Source organism: Kribbella sp. NPDC003505 (assembly GCF_040610875.1).
Taxonomy (GTDB): Bacteria; Actinomycetota; Actinomycetes; order Propionibacteriales; family Kribbellaceae; genus Kribbella.
Genome location: NZ_JBEXNA010000003.1, coordinates 741,815 through 761,864 on the forward strand (window position 1 = coordinate 741,815; position 20,050 = coordinate 761,864).

Genomic DNA, 20,050 nt, shown 5'->3' on the forward strand with positions numbered 1-20,050 from the left:
GGATTCCGGATTTGTCGGGCGGGCGAACTAGGGTGGTTGGGTGGCTGATCCGTCCTCCTACCGTCCCGCTCCGGGATCGATCCCCGACTCGCCCGGCGTCTACCGCTTCAGCGACTCCGCCGGGCGGGTGATCTACGTCGGCAAGGCGAAGAACCTGCGGGCCCGGTTGTCGTCGTACTTCCAGGATCTGGTGAACCTGCATCCGCGCACCCAGGCGATGGTGACGACGGCCTCGAAGGTCGAGTGGACGGTGGTCGCCAGCGAGGTCGAGTCGCTGCAGCTGGAGTACTCGTGGATCAAGGAGTACGACCCGCGCTTCAACGTGAAGTACCGCGACGACAAGTCGTACCCGTGGCTTGCGATCACCCTCAACGAGGAGTATCCGCGGGTGATGGTCGGCCGCGGCCAGAAGAAGAAGGGCGTGCGGTACTTCGGTCCGTACAGTCACGCGTGGGCGATCCGGGAGACCGTCGACCTGCTGCTCCGGGTGTTCCCGATGCGCTCGTGCAGCAAGGGTGTGTTCAACCGGCACCGCCAGATCGGCCGGCCCTGCCTGCTCGGGTACATCGGCAAGTGCGCCGCCCCCTGCACCGGTCAGGTGACCCAGGAGGAGCACCGGCAGATCGTCGACGACTTCGCCGCGTTCCTGTCCGGCCAGACCGCGACGTACGTGCGCCGGCTGCAGAAGGAGATGCAGGCCGCGGCCGCCGAGCTGGAGTACGAGCGGGCCGCGAAGATCCGCGACGACCTGGCCGCGCTGGAGAAGGCCCTGGCGAAGAACGCGGTGGTCCTCGGCGACGGCACCGACACCGACGTGATCGCGCTGAGCGAGGACCCGCTCGAGGTCGCGGTGCAGATCTTCTACGTCCGCGGCGGGCGGATCCGCGGTGAGCGCGGCTGGATCGCCGACAAGGCGGACGGTACGGCGACCACCGCCGACCTGGTCTCGCAGTTCATCCAGCAGACGTACGCCGGTGACTCGGGCGACACGATCCCGCGGGAGATCCTGGTCCCGACGATGCCCGACGACGCGGACGCGCTGACCGCCTGGCTGGAGGAGCTGCGCGGCGCGCGGGTGTCGATCCGGGTCCCGCAGCGCGGCGACAAGAAGGCGCTGATGGAGACCGTCGAGCGCAACGCGCTGCAGACGCTGACGATGCACAAGACCAAGCGCGCCAGCGACCTGACCACGCGCAACCAGGCGCTGGAGGAGATCCAGGCCGCGCTCGACCTGCCCGAGGCGCCGCTGCGGCTGGAGTGCTACGACGTCTCGAACCTGCAGGGCACCGAGGTGGTCGCCTCGATGGTGGTGTTCGAGGACGGCCTGCCGCGCAAGAGCGAGTACCGGCGGTTCGTGATCAAGGGCGTCGAGGGGCAGAACGACGTGGCCTCGATCGCCGAGGTCCTGACCCGTCGCTTCAAGCGCCTCCTGGACGAGCGCGCGACCATGACCGAGGACGAGGACCCGAACGCGGCGCTCATCGACCCGGAGACCGGGCGGGCCAAGAAGTTCGCCTACGCACCGGGCCTGGTGGTCGTCGACGGCGGTCCGCCGCAGGTGGCGGCGGCCCGGCAGGCGATGGACGAGATCGGCGTCGGCGACATCCCGGTCGTCGGCCTGGCCAAGCGCCTGGAGGAGGTGTGGGTGCCCGACGAGGAGGACCCGGTCATCTTCTCCCGGACGTCGGAGGGCCTGTACCTGCTGCAACGCCTCCGCGACGAGGCGCACCGGTTCGCGATCACGCACCACCGCAACCGGCGGTCGAAGTCGATGGTCGAGAGCACCCTCGACGAGGTCCCGGGACTGGGCGAGGTGCGACGGAAGACGCTGCTGCGGCACTTCGGGTCGCTCAAGAAGCTGCGCGCCGCCACCGTCGACGAGGTCGCCGACCTGCCCGGTTTCGGGCCGCGGCTGGCCGAGTCCGTCGTACTGGCGGTTAACGCTGCTGCAACGAAGGCGGAAACCGGCCGGGCCCCGTCGGTCAACACCGCGACAGGCGAGATACTGGGCGACGACGTCCCGGCGCCGGCCGGGGCGCCCGACGGGGATCCAGGGAGAACTGAGAACTGATGGACGACACGGGCGGCAACCTGATCATCGTGTCCGGGATGTCGGGCGCGGGACGGAGTTCGGTCGCCGACGTACTGGAGGACCTCGGCTGGTTCGTGGTGGACAACCTGCCGCCGATGTTCCTGACCACCATCGTCGAGCAGGTCGTCGGGACCGGCGCGGCACCGCGGCTCGCGGTCGTCGTCGACGTCCGGACCGGCCTGTTCTTCGAGGAGCTGAGTTCGGCGATCCACGACCTGCGGCTCAAGGGGTACCGGCCGCTGACGCTGTTCCTGGAGGCGTCCGACGACGTGATCGTGCGCCGGCAGGAGAGCGTCCGCCGGCCGCACCCGCTGCAGGGCGAGGGCCGGCTGCTGGACGGCATCCAGCGCGAGCGGGAACTGCTCGGCGACATCCGGGCCGGCGCCGACCTGGTGATCGACACCTCGAGCCTGAACATCCACCAGCTCGCCGCGAAGATCGTGAACGCGTTCGGCGACGAGGAGAACGCCGAGCTCCGGGCGACCGTGGTGTCGTTCGGGTTCAAGTACGGCATCCCGGTGGACGCCGACGTGGTCGCCGACATGCGCTTCATCCCGAACCCGTACTGGCAGCCCGACCTGCGCCCGATGACCGGGCAGGACCAGCCTGTGTCAGACTTCGTGCTCGGCCATCCGCTGGCCCAGCAGTTCCTGCAGAACTATGTGGACGTGCTGGACACCCTGCGGACCGGCTACCTGAACGAGGGCAAGCGCTTCGTCACCGTCGCGATCGGCTGCACCGGGGGTAAGCACCGCAGCGTCGCGATGGCCGAGGAGATCGCCCGAAGGCTGCGCGAGAGAGGGTCACCGACGTTGGTCGTGCACCGGGATCTGGGGCGTGAGTGACGCGAGCTCCTAAGGTTGTCGCGCTCGGCGGGGGACATGGCTTGGCCGCCTCCCTGTCCGCGCTGCGACATGTCACCGACCAGCTGACGGCGGTCGTCACCGTCGCGGACAACGGCGGGTCGTCGGGCCGGTTGCGCCAGGAGCTGGGGGTGCTGCCGCCGGGTGACCTGCGGATGGCCCTGGCCGCGCTGTGCCGCGACGACGAGTGGGGCCGCACCTGGGCCGACGTGCTGCAGCATCGCTTCCGCAGCAACGGTGAGCTGCACGACCACGCGGTCGGCAACCTGCTGATCGTCGCGCTGTGGGAGCTGCTCGGCGAAGCGGTCGACGGACTCGACTGGGTCGCCCGGCTGCTCGGTGCGCAGGGCCGGGTGCTGCCGATGTCCGCCGTACCGCTGGACATCACGGCCCGCGTGCTCGGGCTGGACCCGGCGCACCCGGAGGGGATCACGGAGATCCGCGGTCAGGCCGAGGTGGCCTCGACCGAGGGACACGTGGTCGATGTCGCCCTCGACCCGGCCGATCCGCCGGCGTGCCCGGAGGCCCTGGTCGCGGTCGCGGAAGCGGACTGGGTCGTGGTCGGGCCGGGGTCGTGGTTCACCTCCGTCATCCCGAACCTGCTGGTCCCCGAGCTGTGCCGGGGTCTCGAGCAGACCAGCGCCCGCCGGCTCCTGACGCTGAACCTGGGGGAGCAGAAGGGGGAGACGGACGGGTTCTCGCCGGAGACGCATCTCGAGGTGCTGGCCGGGCACGCGCCGGATCTGCGGATCGACGTCGTGCTTGCCGACACCGGTCACGTGCCCGATCCCGAGTCGCTGCGCCGTACGGCGGAGTCCCTCGGGGCCGAGCTGGTGATCGCGGACATCGCCGACGAGGACCGCGACCTGCACCACGCGCCGGACAAACTCGCGAAGGTGTACCGGGAGATCTTCGGCTAGGCCGGACCGTCGGGAGCTGCTCCTCGCGGACGGAGCTCGCCGCGAAGTACGGCGACCGCATCGCCAAGCGCGACGTCTACGCGCGCATGAGGAGGAGGACCTCTGAGGGCAGGCTGGGATCGTCGAGACGGGCGTCGAGGCAGGTGAGGCTGCTGTGCAGTCCGCGAAGGCTTTGTGCGATGGCGGCGTCGGTGAATCTGTCCGCGACGCAGGCCGCGGCGAGCAAGCCGAGCCGAATCGCCGGGCTGCTGGTGTACGGCGCCTCGGGGTGGTGGACCGTCGTCGCGATCATGGGCGCGGACACGACCACGATCCGCCGGGCCAGGATCCGCCAGCATCGCTCGTCGCGGCCCGTGTCGGCTCCCGCGAAAGTCGACCCGCTGCTCCAGGTTGCCTTGAGCAACAACGGCTCGAGCCGGCGCAGGACACCTTCGACCTCATCGGGAATGGCCGGCGGCACGTCGCTCGACGCCGCGACCAGGTCGACAAGGAACCGCTCGAACTGCACCCACCCCTGGCTGTGGCGGTATTTCGTCTTGTGCGGCTCCCAGAGCGACAGCAGCACGCTGAGCGCCACCACCGTGAGCTCGAACTGGTCGCGACGAATGCGCGCAGGGGCCCATTGCACCACGGTTCGCCCCGCCGGCGCGGTGGCGGGCAGCGTCGCCGGGTCCTGCAGCTCCTGGACAAGCATCGACACGTCGTCGGAGATCAACGAGTGCGTCAAGATGATGTCGAGCGCCTGACTGATCGCTTCGTCGACGGCGCGCCCCCGACGGAGGGTACGCCGGAAGTCGCGCACCAGCACGGGCGGGACGGGGAAGTCCGTGACCGCCGCCAAACCACCCGCCAGATCCCGGAGGCGCTCGACCCGCCGGTGCAGGTCGCGATCCTGCGACAAGTCTCCGCCGCGACTGCGCGCCAGCGCCCGATCCACGTGGATCGCGTCCTTGACCAGCGCCGGCGTCATGCTGTGGTTCAACAGATCGAGCCGGTCGAGTGTCGCCGTGAAATCTCGGGTCCGTGCCCGCTCCAGATCCCGCTCGAGAGCGAGGCTCAGTACATAAGGAAGCGCACCGACGACGGAGCGCAGATCGCGCCGGATGGTCTCCGCGAGCAGGCCGGCGCTCGCGACGTACGGATGCGAGACCCCTGGTGGCACGAACAGTCGTGGCCCGGCGTATCGCTTCCGGGCGCGCACCGCGGGCAGCGGATCCGCTCCTGCCGGGGTAACCGCGAGCGGGTCTTCGGCGTACCACACGGTCCGGCGGGTCAGGTCGACGATGACGCCGGTGATCGGATCGGCGAGCTCGCGGCGTACCGGTAGCCGGTAGGCGGTGCCGTCGTCGAACAGACCGTTGACCCACATGACGACCTTCTCGACCTCGGCGGCCGAGACCCCGACCGCCTCCGCAGTGTCGTCCTTCGCGGGCTCGCGAATCGAACCGCCCGGATCGCTCGCCATGTCGACGTACAGGCGATACAGCGACCGGGGGAAAGGCTGAGCGCACGCCACGGCGCCATTGCCGAGGGTCACGGTGTGGCGAAGGCTTCGCGACGCGCGAACCGCGGCCATCAGCCGGCGATGCGCGTCGCGTGCCAGGATGTCGGTTGCCGGCGGATCCGAGTACAGCATCGCGTCCAGGCGTTCGACGAGATCCACGTCGACCTCGCGGGCTTCGTCGGCACAGTCGAAGGCCAGCGCCAGTGCGCCGACCGTGCCTGACGTCAGGCACGCCTCGATGACGGGCGACGCGTCCGCGTTCGCCGCCCACAGGAGGATCGTCTCGCGCCACCAGGCGTTGTCGACCTTCGTCGCCAGAGCGTTCACCTCGGGATGATCACGGATCTCCGCGGCCCCGAGGTACTCCTGCAGGGTCTGATGCGCGAACGCGTACATACCGACCTCGCGCTCGACGAACAGACCACTCGTGGTGAGCTCGGCCAGAAACACATCGGCCGTCGCGGCCCGCGGGATCCTCGCCAGCGTCGGCCCCACGATGTCACTCGCGGACTCCCGCGTCACGTCACGAACCTCGCGGGTCATCATCGCCAGCGCCAACTCGCGCACCACCTTGGCCCGCTGTTCGGCCTTCAGACCTGATCCCGCGGACAGGTGCTTGGCCTCCTGCCGCCGGTGCAGCAGCAGATCGCACATCTCTCCGTACAACGCCGACCGGCTGCCGGGCAGTGCGCCGCGATACTTGTGGACATTGGCGATCATCGTCAGCAGCATCGGGTTGGCCGCCAGGTCGTACAGAGCCGGCTGCAGGCGCATCCGGCGGAGGAGATCGGCGGCATGATCCTTCGCGATCGCCCGGGTTCGCTCGCCGGTCTCGCCGGTGCTGCGGCACTCGATGGCGTAGTACCACCTGTGCACGAACCTGACGATCTGGTCGCTGGTGAACCGCCGAACCTGCAGTACGTCGGCGCCCCGGACCGGATTCGATTGATAGCCGTGCGGCCGCGACGTCAGGATGAAATGGTTCGCCGGATAGCGCGCCACCTGGTCCTGCACCCACGTGGATGTCAATTGCCGCTGTGCCTCGACCGCGACCTCGTCCAAACCGTCCAGCATGACGACACAGCGGCCTTTCGTCAGGCCGCGCTCGAACCAGTCCGCCGTGACCGTACCTTTCAACCAGGTAACGCTCGCGATCAGTTCGGGAATCGACACCCCGGGATCGCGGATGATCTGCTGGACATGGTCGCGCAGGAAAAGGATCACCGGCAGCCCGCGTTTGTGCCCGCGTCGCTCTCCCAGTGTGATCGCCGTCCGGCGCAGGAGGGTCGTCTTACCCGAACCCGGGCCACCGATCACCGCGAAGACCCGCGGCTCACGGCTGTCCAGGAACGAGTCCAGCGACCGGCGCTCACCGGCCGGCGTTTCGGCTCCGACGAACGGCGCGTGCGTCGTCGTCTGCAACGGCGACGGCGCGAGGCTGACGTCGACATAAACATGCCGGAGTTGGAGCGAGAACTCTCCCTGGGTGGCCATGCCGAGCAATTCGACATCACGCACGCTCGCGAGCAGCTGGTTCAGATAGCGTGCGCGGTAACTCTTCAGGAACGCACTCACCCTCCGGTCGACGGCCGCGGCGGTCCGGGGAATCCACAAATCCCCGACCTCACTGCTCACCCGGAAGACGAATCGTACGACCGCGACCAGGAACCAATAGCCCAGCAGAACGACGACGCTGACCACCGGATTCTGCTGAACCTTCGACCACAACCAGCCGCTGACAGCCACCGGCGGCCCGAAAGCGACCAGGATCGGAACGATCCTCGCCACGATCCCGGCGTCCGCGAAGTCCCCCGGCCGCTCGGCATTGTTCACCATTCGGCGCCCCCAACACCAACTCCCCACCCTTGCAATTGCAGACGGTACTGCATAAAACCGCTTAAGTGACACCTTTTGCCTCTGAGGAAACTTCCCAGCCATTACTGAACACCAGAGACTCGATATTGGCAGAACACTGCGCATCGCCAGGTTTTGCTGGTTCCGAGCAGCGCGCCCGGTCGCCTTCTGCGAGCACCAGCGAATGCCGGCCGACGACCTCTTTCAGAGAATTCGCCCCGAGAATGACGTTGCCCGCAGCAATTGACCTGCCCGCCGCGGTACGGGCAGTCCACGCCTTCAGGGCTCAATGACATCTCTCTGCAGGACCAGTAAGTACGCGCATTCTTGCCGCCATGGCAGGGATTTCCGCACTACTCGGGCTGATTGCCGGCCGTCCACCGGTCCTCGATCGCCACTTGCCGGTGGCAAGCGATCCTCTGGACCAACGGCTGTCTGCCGAAGAGCCTGATCGACGACGAGTTCTAGTCGAAGTCGGCGTCGACGTCCTTCTTGGTGTCGTAGATCTGCTTGCCGCGCGCGTCGTACCCGCGGACCCGGACGCTCTGGATGTCCGAGTTCCCGCCGGTGAGACCCCAGATGTAGAAGCCGTTCGAGATCAGCGCGCGGGTCGGGCCCTGCTTCGGCAGGTCGACGACGAGTTGCGCGACGCCGTCCGGCACCATCCCGAAGTCGAACGTGTCCGCGAACTTCCCGTCGGCTTGTACGGCGCCGCGGTTGTAGTCGTACGCGCCCTTGGCTGTCGCTCCCAGCATGTGGCACCACGCATAAACGCGCTTGTCCGGCGAGACGAGGACTGCGGTGAGCTTGTTGCCTGTCCCGGTCTTGAGCGCGACCTGCCAGTCCTTCGTGACCGGACCGGCGGCCTTGATGCGAGGGTCTGCCGGGCTGCGGCTGCCGCTGAAGTAGATGTCGTCGACTCCGCGGCACCGGGTGGTGATCTGCTCGTCGGTCAACGGACTGACCGGCGGCGGGGGCGCAAGCGCCTTCCCTGTCAGGGGATCCTTGATGAGGACGACCTCCGGCGTGACCGGCTCGGCAGTCTTCACGGTGACGCTCGACGGGACCGACGGCGGTGCCGGCCGCGCGGGGGCCTTGTAGTCGAACTGCCAGATCTTCTTGCCGTCGGCGTCGTACGCGCGGACTCGTTTGATGCCGCGCACGCCGCGTGGCGATCCGTCGTAGCCGAGCGTGTAGAACCCGTCGGAGCCGACCAGCGCCTGCCGGGGGAGCACGTCGTCGTTCGTCTCGACGAGCACGCGTGCGGCGCCGGCGACCGGGACCAGGGCACCGGACTCGACCGCCTGCGGTACGCCGTTGGCGCTGCGCGGTTGCACCTCGGTGGTGCTGAGACGTCCGTTGGTGAACGGTTTCTGCGGCGCGTCCATCGTGCAGGTGGAGACGATCGACCTGTCGGGCGACAGGAATCCGGCGGAGAGGAACGACTGGTCGCCGCTCTTGAACACGACCTTCCACTGCGGCGTGATCGGTCCGGCTTTGTCCCAGACGTTGGCCTTGTGCTCCTGCAGGAACGTCACGTTCTCGCGGTCGTACTGCGCGCAGCGCCGGTACACCTCGGCATCGGACAGCGGGCTCACCGGCGGTGGCGGCCCGATCTGCCGCCCGGTCTCGTGGTCGACGACTGCGCCGGTGGTGGCGTCGATCGTGATCGTCTGGTTCTTCGGCGTGCCCGCCAGGCCGTCGTCGTCCGAGCGGTTCGCGGACCAGGTGGCGATGCCGGCGATGATCACACCGGTGGTGAGGACCGCGGTCGACACCGTGACGAGCCGGCCTCGACGGACCGAGCGCCGGGCCTTGGTCAGCAGTTGGTCGACGTCGGTGGTGAGTGGCTGGTCGGCGTCGTCGGCGGCAGCAGCCAGCAGACGCTCGATATCGGTGCTCATGAGGCGCTCCTTTCGGTCTGGTCGAGGAGTTCGCGGAGTCTGGTCAGGCCGCGGGAGGTCTGGCTCTTCACGCCGCCGGTGCCGATGCCGAGGACGTCGGCGGTCTGTTCGAGGCTGAGGTCGGCGTAGTGCCGCAGGACGACACACGCGCGTTGGCTCGGCGGCAGCGCCCCGAGTGCCTGGACGACCAGCATCCGGTCGTCGACGGCCCCGATCGCATCGGGCAGCGGTCCGGCCTGGTCGTCGCTGTCGACGAGCCGCTCCCGCCGCCACGGCTTCCGCGACTGGTCGAACACCGCCGTCACCAGGCATTGGTGCGCGTACCCGTTCAGCCCCTGCGTCCGATCGATCCGGTGCCACCGCCGGTACACCTTCACCAGCGCGTCCTGCGCCGCGTCCTCGGCCCGATGCCAGTCCCCGCACATCAGGTACGCCGTCCTGCGCAGCCGGCGGACCGAGTTCGCCGCGAACTCGGTGAACTCGGCTTCATCCGGAGCCTTCATGCCCCTCCTCTCGGACTGTCGGCGAGGTAACGCACCGACCGGACCGGAAGGTTGCAGCGGCCGTAACCGGGGCACCCGCCGCCCGTTGGTGATCCGAGGGTCTTTGACATGGGTGGGAGGATGCTTTCTATGGCGATGACAGCACAGGTGAAGTCCGAGCTGACCAGTATTCAGGTGACCAAGCCGTGTTGCCGCAAGGCCGAGGTTTCGTCGATCCTGCGGTTCGCCGGCGGGCTGCACCTGGTGTCCGGACGGATCGTCGTGGAGGCCGAGCTGGACAGCGGCGCCGCGGCGCGGCGGCTGCGCAAGGACATCGCCGAGATCTTCGGTCACCCGTCCGACGTGGTGGTGATCTCCCCGTCCGGCATCCGCAAGCAGACGAAGTACGTCGTCCGCGTGGTCCGGGACGGCGACGCGCTCGCGCGCCAGACCGGTCTGGTCGACAACCGCGGCCGCCCGGTCCGCGGTCTCCCGCCGGCCGTGGTGTCCGGCGCATCCTGTGACGCGGTGGCGGCCTGGCGGGGTGCGTTCCTGGCGCACGGTTCGCTGACCGAGCCCGGCCGGTCGTCCTCGCTCGAGGTGACCTGCCCGGGGCCGGAGGCGGCCCTCGCGCTGGTCGGTGCGGCGCGGCGGCTCGGCATCGGGTCGAAGGCCCGCGAGGTGCGCAACGTCGATCGCGTGGTGATCCGCGACGGCGACGCGATCGGCGCCCTGCTGACCCGGCTCGGCGCGCACGAGTCGGTGCTGGCCTGGGAGGAGCGCCGGATGCGCCGCGAGGTCCGCGCGACCGCGAACCGGCTGGCCAACTTCGACGACGCGAACCTGCGCCGTTCGGCCCGCGCGGCGGTGGCGGCGGGTGCTCGCGTCGAGCGGGCCCTGGAGATCCTCGGCGACGACGTGCCTGACCATCTGCAGGTGGCGGGCAAGCTGCGGCTGGAGCACAAGCAGGCCAGCCTCGAGGAGCTCGGCCAGCTGCACGAGCCGGCCCTCACCAAGGACGCCGTGGCCGGCCGCATCCGCCGGTTGCTCGCGATGGCCGACAAGCGCGCCGGCGACCTCGGCATCCCGAACACCGAGGCCAACCTGACCCCGGAGATGCTCGACCCGGCCTGATCGGCAGCGACCTCCCGCACGAACCAGCGGCCCCGGAACTCGTTTCCGGGGCCGCTGCCGTCGGCGCGGGTGACCGGCCCGGCGTCGAAGGATTACCCGGGACTTCGGGGATTTCGACGTCGATCGGTTCCTTTTGGCGGACGGGTCGCACAGGGTGTCCGTGCCCATTCGCGCACGACCTTGTCCCGGTGCGTGCGCGTCTTCCGCCCAAGGGAGTTCCCATGAAGCGCATCCATCGCGCCGGTCTCGCCGCGACGGCGATCGCCGGCCTGGCCGTCGCCTCCATCACCGCCACCGTCCAGGCCGCCCAGCCCGGCAGCGGCCCGGCCTCGCCGGTCGCGGCCGCCCGCGCCAACGCCGCGCAGCTCGGCCTCGGCGACGGCAGCGACCTGGTCGTCCGCGATGTCGTCACGGACGCGGACGGCAGCAGCCATGTCCGGTTCGACCGCACTTACCAGGGTCTACCCGTCGTCGGCGGCGATGTCGTCGTCCACCAGGACAAGGCGGGCAAGGCCCGTTCGTCCACCGGTGGCATCGGCAAGCTCAGCCTGTCGACGAAGCCGGCCGTGTCCGCCGCGACAGCGCTCGCAGCCGCCAAGACGAAGAGCAGCAAGCAGCAGCTCGTCGTGTTCGTGACGAACGCCGGCCAGTCCAAGCTCGCCTACAAGGTCGTCAGCGAGGGCCGCAAGGCCAACGGTGAGCCGACCGGCACCGAGACGTACGTCGACGCGCAGACCGGCAAGGTCCTCGACAGCTGGACGACCGTCAACGACGACCTCGGCAGCGGCACCGGCCTGTACGTCGGCACCGTCGGGCTCGACACCACCAAGTCCGGCACCAGTTGGACGATGGTCGACCCGGTCCGCGGCGGCAACTCGACGTACAACGCCGGCACGCTCTACTCCGACGCGGACAACGTGTGGGGGACCGGCAGCAACTCCAACGCCCAGACCGCCGGCGTCGACGCGCACTACGGCATCGCGGAGACCTGGGACTACTACAAGAACGTGCACGGCCGCAACGGCATCGCCAACGACGGTCAGGGCGCGAAGTCGTACGTCCACGACGGCGCGTACGTGAACGCATCCTGGAGCGACTCGTGCTTCTGCATGCGGTACGGCGACGGCGACGCGAGCCAGGGCATCGGCCCGCTGGTCGAGCTGGACATCGCCGGCCACGAGATGAGCCACGGTGTCACCAGCCGCTCGGCCGGCCTGCGCTACAGCGGCGAGTCCGGCGGTCTGAACGAATCCACCTCGGACATCTTCGGTACGGCGGTCGAGTGGTACGCCGCCAACAGCCAGGACACCCCGGACTACGTGATGGGTGAGGAGATCTTCACCGACTACGACCCTGCGGTGAACTACATCCGGCGGATGGACAAGCCGTCGATGGACGGGGCCAGCGCGGACGCGTGGTCGAAGAGCGTCGGCCGGCTGAACGTGCACTACTCGTCCGGTGTCGGCAACCACTTCTTCTACCTGCTGTCCGAGGGCAGCGGCGCGAAGACGATCAACGGCGTCGCGTACAACAGCCCGACCGCGGGCGGCGTCACGGTCACCGGGATCGGCATCACCAAGGCCGAGAAGATCTGGTACCGTGCGCTGACGACGTACATGACGTCGCGGACCGACTACCACGGCGCCCGGACGGCGACGCTGAACGCCGCCACGGACCTGTACGGCGCGAGCAGCGCGGAGCGGGCCGCGGTCGACACGGCCTGGGCCGCGGTGAACGTTCTGCCGTAACGGGATGAACATCTGATCGAGCGGCGGTTTCCGGAGAGACTTTCCGGAAATCGCCGTTCGTCGTACCAGCCAGTGGTCTGGTCTGAAGCAGTGAAAAACTACCGGTGGTCTCATCTGGACGCTACCAGTTGATCGAGTGGGCTGTTGGGCTAGTGTTCGGGCTGTAGCGGCAGTGCCAAAGCTAGTTCTGAGGAGACGCAGACCCGTGACCGTACGCGTAGGTATCAACGGCTTCGGCCGCATCGGCCGTAACTTCTTCCGCGCCGTGCAGGCGTCCGGTGCCGACATCGAGGTCGTCGCCGTCAACGACCTGACCGACAACCAGACCCTCGCTCACCTGCTGAAGTACGACTCGATCCTGGGCCGCTTCCCGGGTGAGGTCTCCGCCACCGACGACGACATCACCGTCGGCGGCAAGAGCTTCAAGGCGTTCGCCGAGCGCGACCCGGCCAACCTGAAGTGGTCGGACGTCGGCGCCGACGTGGTGATCGAGTCCACCGGCTTCTTCACCGACGCCACCAAGGCCAAGACGCACGCCGACAACGGCGCCAAGAAGGTCATCATCTCCGCCCCGGCGAAGAACGAGGACCTCACCGTGGTGATGGGCGTGAACCACGACCTGTACGACGCCGAGAAGCACACCGTGATCTCGAACGCGTCCTGCACCACGAACTGCATCGCCCCGCTGGCGAAGGTACTGAACGACGCGTTCACGATCGAGAAGGGTCTGATGACCACGATCCACGCGTACACCCAGGACCAGAACCTGCAGGACGGTCCGCACAAGGACCTGCGTCGCGCCCGCGCCGCCGCGCTGAACATCGTCCCGACCTCGACCGGCGCCGCGAAGGCGATCGGCCTGGTGCTGCCGGAGCTCAAGGGCAAGCTGGACGGCTACGCGCTGCGGGTGCCGGTCCCGACCGGCTCGGCCACCGACCTGACCGTCGAGGTCGGCCGCGAGGTCACCGTCGAAGAGGTCAAGGAGGCCTACAAGGCCGCTGCGTCCGAGGGCTCGCTGAAGGGCTACCTGACCTACACCGAAGACGACATCGTCTCGAGCGACATCGTCACCGACCCGGCGTCCTGCATCTTCGACGCGGGCCTGACCAAGGTGATCGGCAACCAGGTCAAGGTCGTCGGCTGGTACGACAACGAGTGGGGCTACTCGAACCGCCTGGTCGACCTGGTCAACCACGTCGGCGCCTCGCTCTGACGTTCCGTTCCGGTGCTTGCGTCCGAAGGTGACCCTGGTGTCCTCCTTCGGGCGCAAGCCTGTTTCTCCTGAGGATCTGACACTGTGAAGACCATCGAAGATCTCGGCGACCTGGCCGGTCAGCGGGTGCTGGTCCGCTCCGACCTGAACGTGCCGATCAAGGGCGAGGTGATCGGCGACGACGGCCGGATCCGCGCCTCGCTGCCGACGCTGATCACGCTGGCGAAGGCCGGCGCGAAGGTGATCGTCACCGCGCACCTGGGCCGTCCGAAGGGCGAGCCGAAGCCGGAGTTCACGCTGGCCCCGGTCGCGAAGCGGCTCGGCGAGCTGCTCCGGCCCGAGGGCATCATCGTGCGGTTCGCCGGCGACGTCACCGGCGACGCGGCGCAGGCCGCCGTACAGGACCTGGACGAGGGCGAGGTGCTGCTGCTCGAGAACGTCCGCTACGACCCGCGCGAGGAGAGCAAGGACGAGGCGCAGCGCGAGGCGCTGGCCGAGGAACTCGCCGCGCTCGCGGACGTGTTCGTCAGCGACGGCTTCGGTGTCGTGCACCGCAAGCAGGCCAGCGTGTACGACGTGGCCCGCAAGCTGCCGCACGCGGCCGGCGGGCTGGTGCTCGCCGAGGTCGACGTCCTGAAGAAGCTCACCGAGGATCCGGCCCGGCCGTACGTCGTGGTGCTCGGCGGCGCCAAGGTGTCGGACAAGCTCGCGGTGATCGACAACCTGCTCGCCAAGGCCGACAAGCTGCTGATCGGCGGCGGCATGGTCTTCACGTTCCTCAAGGCACAGGGCCACGAGGTCGGCAAGAGCCTGCTCGAAGAGGACCAGCTGGACGTCGTCCGGGGGTACCTGAAGGAGGCCGGCGAGAAGATCGTGCTGCCGACCGACATCGTGGTCGCGCCCGAGTTCAAGGCCGACTCGCCGGCCACCGTGGTGGCCGCCGACGCGATCCCCGCCGACCAGCTCGGCCTGGACATCGGCCCGGAGTCCGGCACGGCCTTCGCCGCCGAGATCGCCGGTGCGCACACCGTGTTCTGGAACGGCCCGATGGGCGTCTTCGAGATGGCGCCGTTCGCCGGCGGAACCAAGGCCGTCGCGCAGGCGTTGACCGAGGTGGACGGCCTGAGCGTCGTCGGCGGCGGTGACTCCGCGGCCGCCGTCCGGCAGCTAGGCTTCGCCGACGAGGCGTTCGGCCACATCTCCACCGGTGGCGGTGCGTCGCTCGAATACCTGGAGGGCAAGGAGCTCCCGGGTCTCGCGGTACTGGAAGAGGACTGAAACCGATGGCCGACAGCGCCCGTACGCCGTTGATGGCGGGCAACTGGAAGATGAACCTCAACCACGTCGAGGCCGTGCACCTGCTGCAGAAGCTGAGCTGGACGCTGCAGGACAAGAAGCACGACTTCGACCGGGTCGAGGTGGCGGTGCTGCCGCCGTTCACCGACATCCGCAGCGTGCAGACGCTGGTCGACGGTGACCGGATGAAGATCAGGTACGGCGCCCAGGACGTGTCCACGCACGACTCCGGGGCGTACACCGGCGAGATCTCGGCGGGCATGCTCACCAAGCTCGGCTGCACGTACGTGCTGACCGGGCACTCCGAGCGCCGGCAGTACCACAACGAGACCGACGAGCTGGTCAACGCCAAGACCACGAAGGCGCTCGAGGCGGGGCTGACCCCGATCATGTGCGTCGGCGAGGGCCTGGAGATCCGGAAGGCCGACGGTCACGTCGCGCACTGCCTCGGTCAGGTCGACGCCGGTCTGGCCGGGCTGAAGCAGGACGACGTCCGCAAGGTCGTGATCGCGTACGAGCCGGTCTGGGCGATCGGCACCGGCGAGGTCGCGACGCCGGAGGACGCGCAGGAGGTGATCGCCGCGATCCGGGGCCGGATCGAGGAGACGATCTCACCCTCGGTCGCCGACTCGGTACGGATTCTTTACGGCGGATCGGTGAAGATGGCCAGTGCAGGTGGCATCATGGCCCAACCGGATGTCGACGGCTGCCTGGTCGGAGGTGCGAGCCTCCAGGTGGACGAGTTCGCCGGCATCTGCCGTTACCTGGACCTTCAGTTAGGCTACTCCTCGTGATTCTCGCTTTCTCGATCGTCGTGATCGTCTGCAGCCTGTTCCTGACGCTGCTGGTGCTGCTGCACAAAGGCCGCGGTGGCGGCCTCTCGGATCTGTTCGGTGGCGGTGTGTCGTCCAGCCTGGGCGGCTCGTCGGTCGCCGAGCGGAACCTGGACCGGATCACCATCGGTGTCGGTCTGATCTGGTTCGCCGCCATCGTCGCGCTCGGCCTGCTCTACAAGCTCGGCTGAGGGGGAGTAGGTTCCCGTGGCTGGTGGTGGCAGTGCGATTCGTGGCAGCCGGGTCGGCGCCGGACCGATGGGCGAGGCGGAGCGCGGCGACACCGCGCCCCGGCAGCGCATCGTGTTCTTCTGTGCGAACGGCCACGAGACCGCGACCTGGTTCGCGGTCGAGGCGGCCATCCCGGAGGAATGGGATTGTCCGCGGTGCGGTCTGCCGACCAGCACCGATGTGAACAACCCGCCTCCGCCGCCGAAGATCGAGCCCTACAAGACGCACCTGGCCTATGTGAAGGAGCGCCGCTCCGAGCAGGAGGCCCAGGAGATCCTCGACGAGGCGCTGGAGAAGCTCCGCGCCCGCCGCGCCCGCGGCGAAGTCATCTTCTGACCAGTACGGCGAGCAGCCCGGACCGATCGAGTATCGGTCCGGGCTGTACCGTTTGTGGTCGGCCGACCGCGAAGCGCTAAGGTCTGCGCATGACGTCGTCGATCGCGCCCGTCCGCTGGACCCCGCCGCCCGCGCCGCCGGCCCGCACGCCGACCGGGATCGAGGTGGCGGTCGTCGGGTTGCCGGGCGCCGGCCCCGAGGACACGCTCATCGACGCGGACGGCAGCGTCCTCACCGGGCTGTACGACGGCCGCATCCTGCGCGTCAGCGCCGACGGAAAGACGATCAGCACGCTCGCCGACACCGGCGGCCGGCCGCTCGGGCTGGAGTGGCTGCCGGACGGCAAGGTGCTGATCTGCGACGCGAACCGCGGCCTGCTGACGCTGGACAAGGACAACCGGGTCGCGACGTTGCTCGCGGAGATCGACGGCCGGCCGATGCGGTTCTGCAACAACGCCGACGTCACCGAGGACGGCACGATCTACTTCACCGACTCCTCGACCCGGTTCGGTATCGACGAGTGGATGGCCGACCTCCTCGAACACTCCACCACCGGCAGCGTGTACCGCCGGACGCCGGACGGGGAGGTCACCCGGCTGGCGACCGGCCGCGGCTTCCCGAACGGCGTGGCGCTCAGCAGCGACCACCGCTCGCTCTTCTGGGCCGAGACCGCGACGTACGGCCTCTACAAGCTCGACCTCACGGCCGACGGCGCCGAGCCCGTGCAGATCGCCGACATCCCGGGGCTGCCGGACAACATCGCCCGCGGTTCCGACGGCCTGATCTGGGTCGCGGTCGGGTCGCCGCGCAACGCTGTCCTCGACCTGTTGCTGCCCAAGCATCCGGCGCTCCGCAAGGTCGTCTGGGCGCTGCCGGACGCGCTGAAGCCGAAGGCCGCGGACATCATCGAGATCCAGGCGTACGACGAGACCGGAGCGCTGGTCCACGACCTGCGCGCCAAGCACCCGGACTTCCACATGCCCACCGGCGTCCGCGAACGCGACGGGAAGGTGTGGCTGGGAAGCATCGGCACCAGCTCCCTGGCGACGTTCCCGACACCGCCGCGCTGATCGAGGACCTCGCAGACGCCAGTCGCATCGCCACGGCACTTGATCGGATGAAGGAGTCGCGCGCCGGCGGTCCGGTGCGCTGGACGCTCGACGGGCGCCTCGATGCCCGGCAGTACGACGCCGGGTCGCTCGTGGTCCGGATGGATTTCGAGGACCGCAAGCGGTTGCTGGGGGCGTACCCGGACCTGTTCTTCGTGCCGCCGCGCTTCGACGCGCACCAGAAGGTCGTACTCCGCTTCCCGGACGACGACGAGGCCGTCGTCGAACGGGCCCGGCGCGCGGCCTGGGACCTCCCGCGGGACGCCGACTGAAGAGCAGGTCGCACCGGTCTGGCGGTCAGCGAGGCTCGAGGAGTTCTGCCGGATCGAAGGAGAACGCGAACGGTTCGGATGCCTGGAAGATCTGTCCGGAGCGTGCCTGCGCCTGCAGAACGTACTCGCCGCCGTGCAGGTGGAGGAGCTCGATCAGCACGTCGTTGGGACGAATCTCGACGTGCAGGTAGTACGGCATGCCCTGGCCGGCGCAGATCGCCGGCTTGTCGATGCGGTCTCGATGGAACGACGACGGTGAAATGATCTCGATCGGGCACAGCACCTGCTCGGCCTCGATCCACGTCTGCTGCCGAACGCTCTCGCGCAGGACGACCAGGTCGGGCTCGATCCACCCGGTCCGCAGTGATGCCCACCGCCGCCGACTCGGCCGGCGGCGGTGGGACGTTGTTCGAGGCTCAGCGTCTGGGCGGTGGCACCGCGTCGTCGGCCTGCGGTGACAGCGGATCCTCGGTTCCGTTGGTCTGGCCGTTGCCGTTGCAGACGACCAGGGCGAAGTCGTCGCCGTGCCGGCCGACGCCCTCGATGACCGCCGCCTCGACCGCCTCCGAGCCGATCTCGCGGCGCAACATCAGGGGATCCGTGCGCAGGTCCTTGGCCAGCGCGACCGCCAGCCCGACCATCACGACCGCGAACGGCAGGGCCGCGACGATCGTCAGGTTCTGCAGGCCTTGCAGGGCATCGGAGCCGCCTCCGCCGGCGAGCAGCATCACGGCGGCGACCGCACCGGTGAGCACGCCCCAGAAGATCACCAGCGGCTTCTTCGGCTCGATCGCGCCGCGCTCGGACAGCGTGCCCATCACGATCGACGCCGCGTCCGCACCGGACACGAAGAAGATCGCGACCAGGACGACGACGATGATCGTGGTGACCGCACTGAGCGGGATGTGGTCGAGCATGCCGAACAGCTGGCCCTCGGCCGTCGACGCGCCGGCGATGTCGGTGCCGCCGCGCTGGATGTCGATCGCGGTCCCGCCGAAGATGCAGAACCACAGCAGGCTGACCAGCGACGGCACCAGCAGCACGCCGGTGACGAACTGCCGGATCGTGCGGCCGCGGCTGATCCGGGCGATGAACATGCCGACGAACGGCGTCCACGAGATCCACCACGCCCAGTAGAAGACGGTCCAGCCGGACAGCCATTTCGCCATCGCGTCGCCGCCGCTGGCCTCGGTCCGGGCGGCCATGTCGGCCAGGTCGCGGAAGTAGTCGCCGATCGCGGTCGGGACCAGGTTCAGGATCAGCACCGTCGGGCCGACCACGAACACGAAGACCGCGAGCACGACGGCCAGCACCATGTTGATGTTCGAGAGCCACTGGATGCCCTTGGCAACGCCGGACACGGCGGACGCGACGAACGCCGCGGTCAGTACGGCGATGACGCCGACCATGACGGCGTTGCCGGTCTTGTCCAGCCAGCCGAGGATCCGGACGCCGGACCCGATCTGCAGCGCGCCGAGCCCGAGCGACGCGGCCGATCCGAACAGGGTCGCGAAGATCGCCAGCCCGTCGATGACCTTGCCGATCGGTCCTTCGGTACGGCGGCCCAGCAGCGGGGCGAACGCCGCGCTGATCAGCTGCGAGCGGCCGCGCCGGAAGGTGCCGTACGCGATCGCGATGCCGACGACTGCGTAGATCGCCCACGGGTGCAGCGTCCAGTGGAACAGCGTCGTCGCCATCGCGGTCTCCAGCGCCTGCGACGTACCGCCCTCGACGGTGCCGGGCGGGGGAGCGGCGAAGTGCGACAGCGGCTCGCTGACGCCGAAGAACATCAGGCCGATGCCCATGCCGGCGCTGAACATCATCGCGACCCAGGACACGGTCTTGAACTCGGGTTCCTCGTCGTCGCGGCCGAGTGGGATCCGCCCGTAGCGTCCGGCCGCCAGCCAGATCACGTAGACGACGAAGCCGGAGGCCAGCAGGACGAACAGCCAGCCGGTGTTCTGTTCGACCCAGCCGAGGGCCGAGGTGGACGCCGTACCGAGACCGGTGGCGTCGACGATGCCCCAGGCGACGAACGCCAGGGCGATGACCGCGGTGACACCGAAGGTGACGCGATCGAGGCCGGAGCCGCGACTTCGGCTGCCGGGCGGTGGTGGTGCGGCGATGGCGGGATGTGCTGCGTGGTCGGGAGTCTCTGTCTGGCTGTCGATGTCGATGGCCACAGGTAAGTCACGCCTCGCTTCGGCGCGCCTCCGTTCTGTTGTGTCGGGGGTAGGGCCTTACGACCGTGTCGGAGAT

Annotated in this window: 17 protein-coding genes; 12 read left to right on the forward strand and 5 right to left on the reverse strand. The window is 68.8% G+C overall.

What is annotated here, in order from left to right; genetic code table 11:
• The first annotated feature begins 40 nt into the window (after positions 1 to 40).
• The 3 genes from uvrC to yvcK are packed head-to-tail and all read left to right on the forward strand — an operon-like array spanning position 41 to position 3,875.
• Entirely contained in the window at positions 41 to 2,071 is a 2,031-nt protein-coding gene (gene uvrC, locus ABZX12_RS12535) for an excinuclease ABC subunit UvrC (RefSeq protein ID WP_355692511.1), read from the forward strand.
• Positions 2,071 to 2,937 carry an RNase adapter RapZ gene (gene rapZ, locus ABZX12_RS12540; protein WP_355692513.1) on the forward strand — a complete coding sequence of 289 codons (867 nt, stop codon included), beginning with the start codon at positions 2,071 to 2,073 and terminating at the stop codon, positions 2,935 to 2,937. Before uvrC ends, rapZ begins: the two co-directional genes overlap by 1 nt.
• Entirely contained in the window at positions 2,934 to 3,875 is a 942-nt protein-coding gene (gene yvcK, locus ABZX12_RS12545; RefSeq protein ID WP_355692515.1) for a uridine diphosphate-N-acetylglucosamine-binding protein YvcK, read from the forward strand. Before rapZ ends, yvcK begins: the two co-directional genes overlap by 4 nt.
• Before the next feature lie 76 nt (positions 3,876 to 3,951).
• Here yvcK and ABZX12_RS12550 read toward each other — a convergent pair whose 3' ends face one another.
• From ABZX12_RS12550 to ABZX12_RS12560, 3 genes are all read right to left on the reverse strand, one after another.
• Complete coding sequence (locus ABZX12_RS12550; RefSeq protein ID WP_355692517.1) at positions 3,952 to 7,215, reverse strand: NACHT domain-containing protein; 3,264 nt, start codon at positions 7,213 to 7,215, stop codon at positions 3,952 to 3,954.
• Positions 7,216 to 7,697: 482 nt separating this feature from the next.
• Positions 7,698 to 9,137 (reverse strand): hypothetical protein, encoded by a 1,440-nt coding sequence (locus tag ABZX12_RS12555; protein ID WP_355692519.1) that lies wholly within the window; start codon positions 9,135 to 9,137, stop codon positions 7,698 to 7,700.
• Complete coding sequence (locus ABZX12_RS12560; RefSeq protein ID WP_355692520.1) at positions 9,134 to 9,640, reverse strand: SigE family RNA polymerase sigma factor; 507 nt, start codon at positions 9,638 to 9,640, stop codon at positions 9,134 to 9,136. Before ABZX12_RS12560 ends, ABZX12_RS12555 begins: the two co-directional genes overlap by 4 nt.
• Before the next feature lie 129 nt (positions 9,641 to 9,769).
• Here ABZX12_RS12560 and whiA point away from each other — a divergent pair, with 129 nt between their 5' ends.
• The 9 genes from whiA to ABZX12_RS12605 all read left to right on the forward strand — a co-directional run bounded on the left by whiA (position 9,770) and on the right by ABZX12_RS12605 (position 17,791).
• Positions 9,770 to 10,753: a DNA-binding protein WhiA gene (gene whiA, locus ABZX12_RS12565; RefSeq protein WP_355692522.1), complete on the forward strand. Its 984-nt coding sequence runs from the start codon at positions 9,770 to 9,772 to the stop codon at positions 10,751 to 10,753.
• A 221-nt stretch (positions 10,754 to 10,974) separates the two neighbouring features.
• The gene (locus ABZX12_RS12570; protein WP_355692523.1) at positions 10,975 to 12,501 is read left to right on the forward strand and encodes a M4 family metallopeptidase; all 1,527 of its coding nucleotides are present in this window, start codon (positions 10,975 to 10,977) and stop codon (positions 12,499 to 12,501) included.
• 205 nt (positions 12,502 to 12,706) lie between these two features.
• Positions 12,707 to 13,714 (forward strand): type I glyceraldehyde-3-phosphate dehydrogenase, encoded by a 1,008-nt coding sequence (gap, locus tag ABZX12_RS12575; RefSeq protein WP_131296890.1) that lies wholly within the window; start codon positions 12,707 to 12,709, stop codon positions 13,712 to 13,714.
• 84 nt (positions 13,715 to 13,798) lie between these two features.
• Positions 13,799 to 14,992: a phosphoglycerate kinase gene (locus ABZX12_RS12580; protein ID WP_355692525.1), complete on the forward strand. Its 1,194-nt coding sequence runs from the start codon at positions 13,799 to 13,801 to the stop codon at positions 14,990 to 14,992.
• 5 nt (positions 14,993 to 14,997) lie between these two features.
• Entirely contained in the window at positions 14,998 to 15,804 is an 807-nt protein-coding gene (gene tpiA / locus ABZX12_RS12585; RefSeq protein WP_355692527.1) for a triose-phosphate isomerase, read from the forward strand.
• The gene (gene secG / locus ABZX12_RS12590) at positions 15,801 to 16,034 is read left to right on the forward strand and encodes a preprotein translocase subunit SecG (RefSeq protein WP_130385521.1); all 234 of its coding nucleotides are present in this window, start codon (positions 15,801 to 15,803) and stop codon (positions 16,032 to 16,034) included. Before tpiA ends, secG begins: the two co-directional genes overlap by 4 nt.
• Positions 16,035 to 16,050: 16 nt before the next feature.
• Positions 16,051 to 16,410, forward strand: coding sequence for an RNA polymerase-binding protein RbpA (locus ABZX12_RS12595; protein WP_131296896.1), 360 nt, complete (start codon positions 16,051 to 16,053; stop codon positions 16,408 to 16,410).
• 89 nt (positions 16,411 to 16,499) lie between these two features.
• Positions 16,500 to 17,480, forward strand: a complete 981-nt coding sequence (locus tag ABZX12_RS12600; protein ID WP_355692529.1) for an SMP-30/gluconolactonase/LRE family protein — start codon at positions 16,500 to 16,502, stop codon at positions 17,478 to 17,480.
• A 47-nt stretch (positions 17,481 to 17,527) separates the two neighbouring features.
• Positions 17,528 to 17,791: a hypothetical protein gene (locus ABZX12_RS12605; protein ID WP_355692531.1), complete on the forward strand. Its 264-nt coding sequence runs from the start codon at positions 17,528 to 17,530 to the stop codon at positions 17,789 to 17,791.
• A 25-nt stretch (positions 17,792 to 17,816) separates the two neighbouring features.
• Here ABZX12_RS12605 and ABZX12_RS12610 read toward each other — a convergent pair whose 3' ends face one another.
• Positions 17,817 to 18,257, reverse strand: coding sequence for a Uma2 family endonuclease (locus ABZX12_RS12610; RefSeq protein ID WP_355692855.1), 441 nt, complete (start codon positions 18,255 to 18,257; stop codon positions 17,817 to 17,819).
• Complete coding sequence (locus ABZX12_RS12615; protein WP_355692532.1) at positions 18,208 to 19,974, reverse strand: BCCT family transporter; 1,767 nt, start codon at positions 19,972 to 19,974, stop codon at positions 18,208 to 18,210. Before ABZX12_RS12615 ends, ABZX12_RS12610 begins: the two co-directional genes overlap by 50 nt.
• Positions 19,975 to 20,050 lie beyond the last annotated feature (76 nt).